1 protein-coding gene is annotated in these 5,834 nt (G+C 70.8%); it reads left to right on the forward strand.

The genetic code is table 11. The annotated features are described in order from the left end of the window. Positions 1–108: 108 nt before the first annotated feature. The coding region (locus ABZU99_RS34625; RefSeq protein WP_356228161.1) for an amino acid adenylation domain-containing protein at positions 109–5,834 on the forward strand (5,726 nt) is incomplete at its 3' end.

Below are 5,834 nucleotides of genomic sequence, written 5' to 3' on the forward strand. Positions count from 1 at the left end.
GGTGAGTTGTATGTGGCGGGTGCGGGGTTGGCGCGGGGGTATGACGGCAGGGCGGGGCTGACGGCGGAGCGGTTTGTGGCGGTGCCGTTCGGTGGAGCCGGTGAGCGGATGTATCGCACGGGTGACCTGGCCCGCTGGACCCGTGAGGGGACCCTGGTCTTCGCGGGCCGGGCGGATGATCAGGTGAAGATCCGTGGTTTCCGGATCGAGCCGAGTGAGATCGAGGCGGTGCTGGCGGCGCACGAGAGCGTCGGTCAGGTCGCGGTGGTGGTGCGGGAGGATCAGCCGGGAGTGAAGCGGCTGGTGGCCTATGTGGTTCCGGCCGGTGATGTCCTCGATGCGGAGGCGCTGCGGGAGTGCGTGGCGGGCAAGCTGCCCGACTACATGGTCCCCTCGGTCATCCTCCTCCTGGACACCCTCCCGGTCACCGTCAACGGCAAGCTCGACCGGGCCGCTCTGCCCGCACCTGAGTTGGAGGCGGCGGGCCGGGCCCCGGCGACACCGGTAGAGGAGGCTCTCTGCGGGCTGTTCGCCGAGGTGCTGGGGCTGGATCAGGTGAGCGCGGACGGCTCGTTCTTCGACCTGGGAGGCGACTCGCTGCTCGCCATGCGCTTGATCGCCCGCATCCGCACCACCCTCGACGCTGAAATCAGCATCTCCGAACTGTTCGCCGCACCCACGGTCGCGGGTATCGCCCGCCTGGTCGACGGAGACCGGAACGGCCGGGCCCGGACCGGTGTGGTGGTCCGGGAGCGGCCCGAGGTGCTGCCGCTGTCCTTCGGCCAGCAGCGCATGTGGTTCCTGAACCGGATGGAGGAGGTGGGCGCCGACGCCGGTTACAACGTGGCCCTCGCGCTGCGCCTCGTCGGTGACCTGGACACCGCCGTGCTCGAAGCGGCGCTGCACGACGTGGCCGACCGGCATGAGACGTTGCGTACCGTCTTTCCCGAGACGGACGGCGTGCCCCGACAGCAGGTCCTCGATGCCACCGCAGGCCGGGCCCCTCTCCACATTCATGAAGTATCGGCGACGGAGCTGCCGACGGCGGTGGCCGAGGCGGCGCGCCGGCGCTTCGATCTGACGCGTGATCTGCCGTGGCGGACGGATCTGCTCACCGTGTCGGCCACTGAGTCCGTACTCGTGCTGATGGCCCATCACATCGCCGTCGACGGCCTGTCCATGGGCGTGCTGGCCCGCGATCTGCGCACGGCGTTCGAGGCTCGGCTGCGCGGCACGGAGCCCGACTGGTCGCCGCTGCCGGTACAGTACGCCGACTACGCGCTGTGGCAGCGGGAGGTGCTGGGCGACCTGGATGACCCCGACAGCGTGATCAGCGCCCAACTCGCCCATTGGCGCGAAGCATTGAGCGATCTGCCGGAGGAGCTGACGCTTCCGGTCGACCGGGCCCGTGCCGCGATCGCCTCCTTCGAGGGGGGCTTGGTGCCGCTGGAGGTGGATCCGGAGACGCACGCCGCGCTGCTGGAAGCGGCTCGTCAGGGCTCGGCGACCCTGTTCATGGTGGTGCAGGCGGCGCTCGCGATGCTGCTGGCCAGGCTCGGCGCGGGAACCGACATACCCGTCGGCGCGGCGGTTGCCGGCCGCACGGACGGCGCCCTGGAGGACCTGGCCGGGTTCTTCATCAACACGCTGGTGCTGCGCACGGACGCGAGTGGGGATCCGACGTTCGAGGAGCTGCTGGCCCGGGTCCGGGACACGGACCTCGCGGCCTACGCCCACCAGGACGTGCCGTTCGAACGGCTGGTGGAGGACCTCAACCCCGCCCGTTCCCTGTCCCGGCACCCGCTCTTCCAAGTCATGCTGGCCGTCCAGAACGAAGCTCGCACGGAGGCGACTTGGCAGCTGCCCGGTCTCCTGGTGCAGCCCATCCCGGCGGACGAGACGGTCGTGAGCCGCTTCGATCTGTCCATCGGGCTCAACGAACTCCATGACGACCAGGGCGAGCCGGCCGGCCTCGGCGGCGCCATCCAGTACGCGACCGACCTGTTCGACGACTCCACCGCCCGGACACTCGCGGACCGGCTGGTGCGGGTGCTGCGGCAGGTGGCGGCTGATCCGGGGGTGCCGGTCAGTCGACTGGAGGTGCTGGAGCCCGCCGAGGTGCGGCAGGTGACCGAGGTATGGAATGACACCGTCCAGCCGCTGCCCGTCCGGACTCTGCCTGAGCTGTTCGCAGCGCAGGTGGCCCGTACCCCGGACGCGGTCGCGGTGGCCGGGGCCGAGGTGACGCTGACGTACGCCGAGTTGAACGCGCGGGCCGACGGCGTGGCGCGACGGCTGGCGGATCGCGGGGTGGGTCCGGAGAGCAGGGTCGGTGTGGTGATGGACCGCTCGGCCGAGCTGGTCGTTCTTCTGCTGGGCGTGGTCAAGGCGGGCGCGGCCTACGTGCCGCTGGACCCGGACTACCCGGTGGAGCGGCTGCGGGCGGTGGTGGCGGAGGCCGGGGTGTCGCTGGTGCTGGCCGACCGAGGGGTGGACGGTCTGTCGGTGTTGCCGGTGGCGGAGGTGTTCGGGGCGGAGCCGGTGGATCCGGGCGTGACCGTTTCGCCGGACAGCCTGGCGTATGTGATGTATACGTCGGGCTCGACGGGTGTGCCGAAGGGTGTCGCTGTCACTCACGGGAACATCGCCGCTTTCGTCGCGGATCGTGTTTGGCGTGACGATGTGGTGGAGCGGGTGTTGGTGCAGGCCAATCATGCCTTTGACGCCTCGACGTATGAGCTGTGGGTGACGCTGACGCGGGGTGGGCGGCTGGTGGTGTTGCCGCATGGTGAGAAGGATGCGGCTGTGCGTGGGCGTTTGATTGCTGAGCATGGTGTGACGAATGTTCATGCGACGGCGGGGTTGTTCCGGGTGTTGGCGGAGGAGTCGCCGGAGATCTTCGCCGGTGTCCGGGAGGTGTCCACGGGTGGGGATGTGGTGTCCGCGTCTGCGATTCGGGCGCTGCTTGCGGAGCATCCTCAGCTGACCGTCCGTACGACATACGGGCCGACGGAGACGACGGCGTTCACGACGCAGTTGGCGTTTACGGCTGGGGAGTCGGTGCCGGATGGTGTGCCGATCGGGTATCCGATGGACAACAGCCGGGTGTATGTGCTGGATGAGTTTCTGCGTCCGGTGGCGCCGGGTGTGGTCGGTGAGCTGTATGTGGCCGGGGCGGGGTTGGCGCGTGGATATGCGGGGCGTGCCGGTCTGACGGCGGAGCGTTTCGTGGCGGCGCCGTTCGGCGGGTCCGGTGTGCGGATGTATCGCACGGGTGATCTGGCTCGGTGGAGCGCCGAGGGTCAGTTGGTGTTCGCGGGCCGTGCGGATGATCAGGTGAAGATCCGTGGTTTCCGGATCGAGCCGGGTGAGGTCGAGGCGGTGCTGGCGGCGCATGAGAGCGTCGGTCAGGTCGCTGTCATTCTGCGGGAGGATCAGCCGGGGGCCAAGCGGATCGTGGCGTATGTCGTCGCGGCGCAGGAAAGCGTGGACGTGGAGGCGCTGGGGGAGTATGTGGCGGGCAAGGTGCCCGATTACATGGTCCCCTCGGCCGTCCTCCTTCTGGACTCCCTCCCGGTGACCGTCAACGGCAAGCTGGACCGCGCGGCCCTGCCCGCACCCGAGTTCACCGGCGGCACCGGCCGGGGCCCGCAGACACCGGCGGAGGAAGCCATGTGCGGGTTGTTCGCCGAGGTGCTGGGCTTGGACCGGGTCGGGGCCGAGGAGTCGTTCTTCGAACTCGGCGGAGACTCCCTGCTCGCGATCCGCCTGATCGCCAGGATCCGCTCCGAGCTGAGCGCCGAGGTCAACATCCGGGAGCTGTTCGGCGCGCCGACGGTGGCCGGTCTGGCCAGGCTGGTCGAGAGCGGGCAGGGCGACGTACGGACGGCCTTGGTCGCGGCGGAGCGCCCCGAGGTGCTGCCGCTGTCGTTCGGCCAGCAGCGCATGTGGTTCCTCAACCGGCTGGAGGAAGCCGGCGTGGGTGCCGCCTACAACGTGTCCACGTCCGTGCGGCTGACCGGCGCCCTGGATGTCGAGGCATTCGAAGCGGCTCTCGGGGACGTCGCCGACCGGCATGAGACGCTGCGCACGGTCTTCCCGGAGACGGATGGCGTGCCCCGGCAGCAAATTCTGCACGGCCCGGAGGCCAGGCCGTCCGTGCGGGTCCGCCAGTCGGTGCCCGCCGAGCTTCCCGCACTGCTCGCCGAGGCCGGCGGCCGGGGCTTCGATCTGTCCACCGAACTGCCGTGGCGTGTCGGGCTGGTGAGGCTGTCCGCCACCGACCACGTCGTGGTGCTGGTGGCGCACCACATCGCGGTGGACGGCTGGTCCATGGGCGTCCTGTCCCGTGATCTGTGGGATGCCTACCGGGCCCGGTGCTCCGGCCGCGCCCCCGACTGGTCGCCGCTGCCTGTCCAGTACGCCGACTACGCGCTGTGGCAGCGCGATGTGCTCGGCGATCCCGGCGACCCCGGCAGCCTGATCGGCGGGCAGCTCGGCTACTGGCGGCAGGCCCTGGCGGACCTGCCGGAGGAGCTGGCGCTTCCCGTGGACCGGGCGCGGCCGGCGGCCGGCTCCTTCCGGGGGCGGGCCGTCCGGGTCCAGGTCGGCGCGGGAGCGCACGCGGGTCTTGCGGACCTGGCGGAGCGTGGTTCCGCCACGCTCTTCATGGTGGTCCAGGCCGCGCTGGGGGTGCTGCTGGCCCGGCTCGGCGCGGGGAACGACATTCCCCTGGGCACTGCCGTCGCCGGCCGCGGGGACAGCGCGCTCGACGACCTGGCCGGGTTCTTCATCAACACCCTGGTGCTGCGCACGGATGTGAGCGGCGACCCGACGTTCGCGGAGCTGCTGGCGCGGGTGCGGGAGACCGACCTGGCGGCGTACGCCCACCAGGACGTGCCGTTCGAACTGCTGGTGGACGAGGTGAAACCGGCTCGCTCGCTGTCCCGGCACCCGCTGTTCCAGATCATGCTGATCCTCCAGAACCTGCCGCGCACCCAGAGCCCGTGGGACATCCCGGGCCTGAGCATCGAGCCGATGCCCGCGGACGAGAATGTGGCGGCCCGGTTCGACCTGTCGGTCAACCTCACCGAACAGCGTGACGAGCGAGGCGCCCCCGCGGGGATCGTCGGCAGCCTCCAGTACGCCACCGACCTGTTCGACGAGCCGACCGCCGTGGCCCTGGCGGCCCGCCTGGCCCGGGTGCTCGAGCAGGTCGCCGCCCACCCGGACGTGCGAATCAGCCAGGTTGACGTACTCGACGACACCGAGCGCCACACCGTACTCGAGGCGTGGCAGGACTCCGCCCGGCCGGTCGCCGCCGCGACCCTGCCCGAGCTGTTCCGCGCCCAGGCCGCACGCACCCCCGGCGCGCCGGCGGTCATCGGCGACGACGTCACGCTGACGTACGCGGAGCTGGACGAGCGGTCCGACCGGGTGGCGCAGTGGCTGACCGGCCGGGGCGTCGGCCCCGAGGACCGGGTCGGTGTCCTGATGGAGCGCTCGCCCGAGCTGGTCGTGGTGGTGCTCGGCGTCGCCAAGGCAGGAGCGGCCTACATCCCGGTCGACCCGAACTACCCCACCGAGCGGATCGGGTTCATCCTGGCCGACGCGTCACCCGCCCTGGTGCTGTGCACCGGCGGCACCGGCGGGACCGGCGGGACCGGCGGGACCGTTGGCACCGTTGGCATCGGCGGCATCGTTGGCAGCGATGGCATCGGCGGGACCGTTGGCACCGTTGGCATCGGCGGGACCGTTGGCACCGTTGGCATCGGCGGGACCGTTGGCACCGTTGGCATCGGCGGGACCGTTGGCACCGTTGGCATCGGCGGGAC

It is taken from the genome of Streptomyces sp. NPDC005266 (assembly GCF_040607655.1).
Lineage (GTDB): Bacteria > Actinomycetota > Actinomycetes > Streptomycetales > Streptomycetaceae > Streptomyces.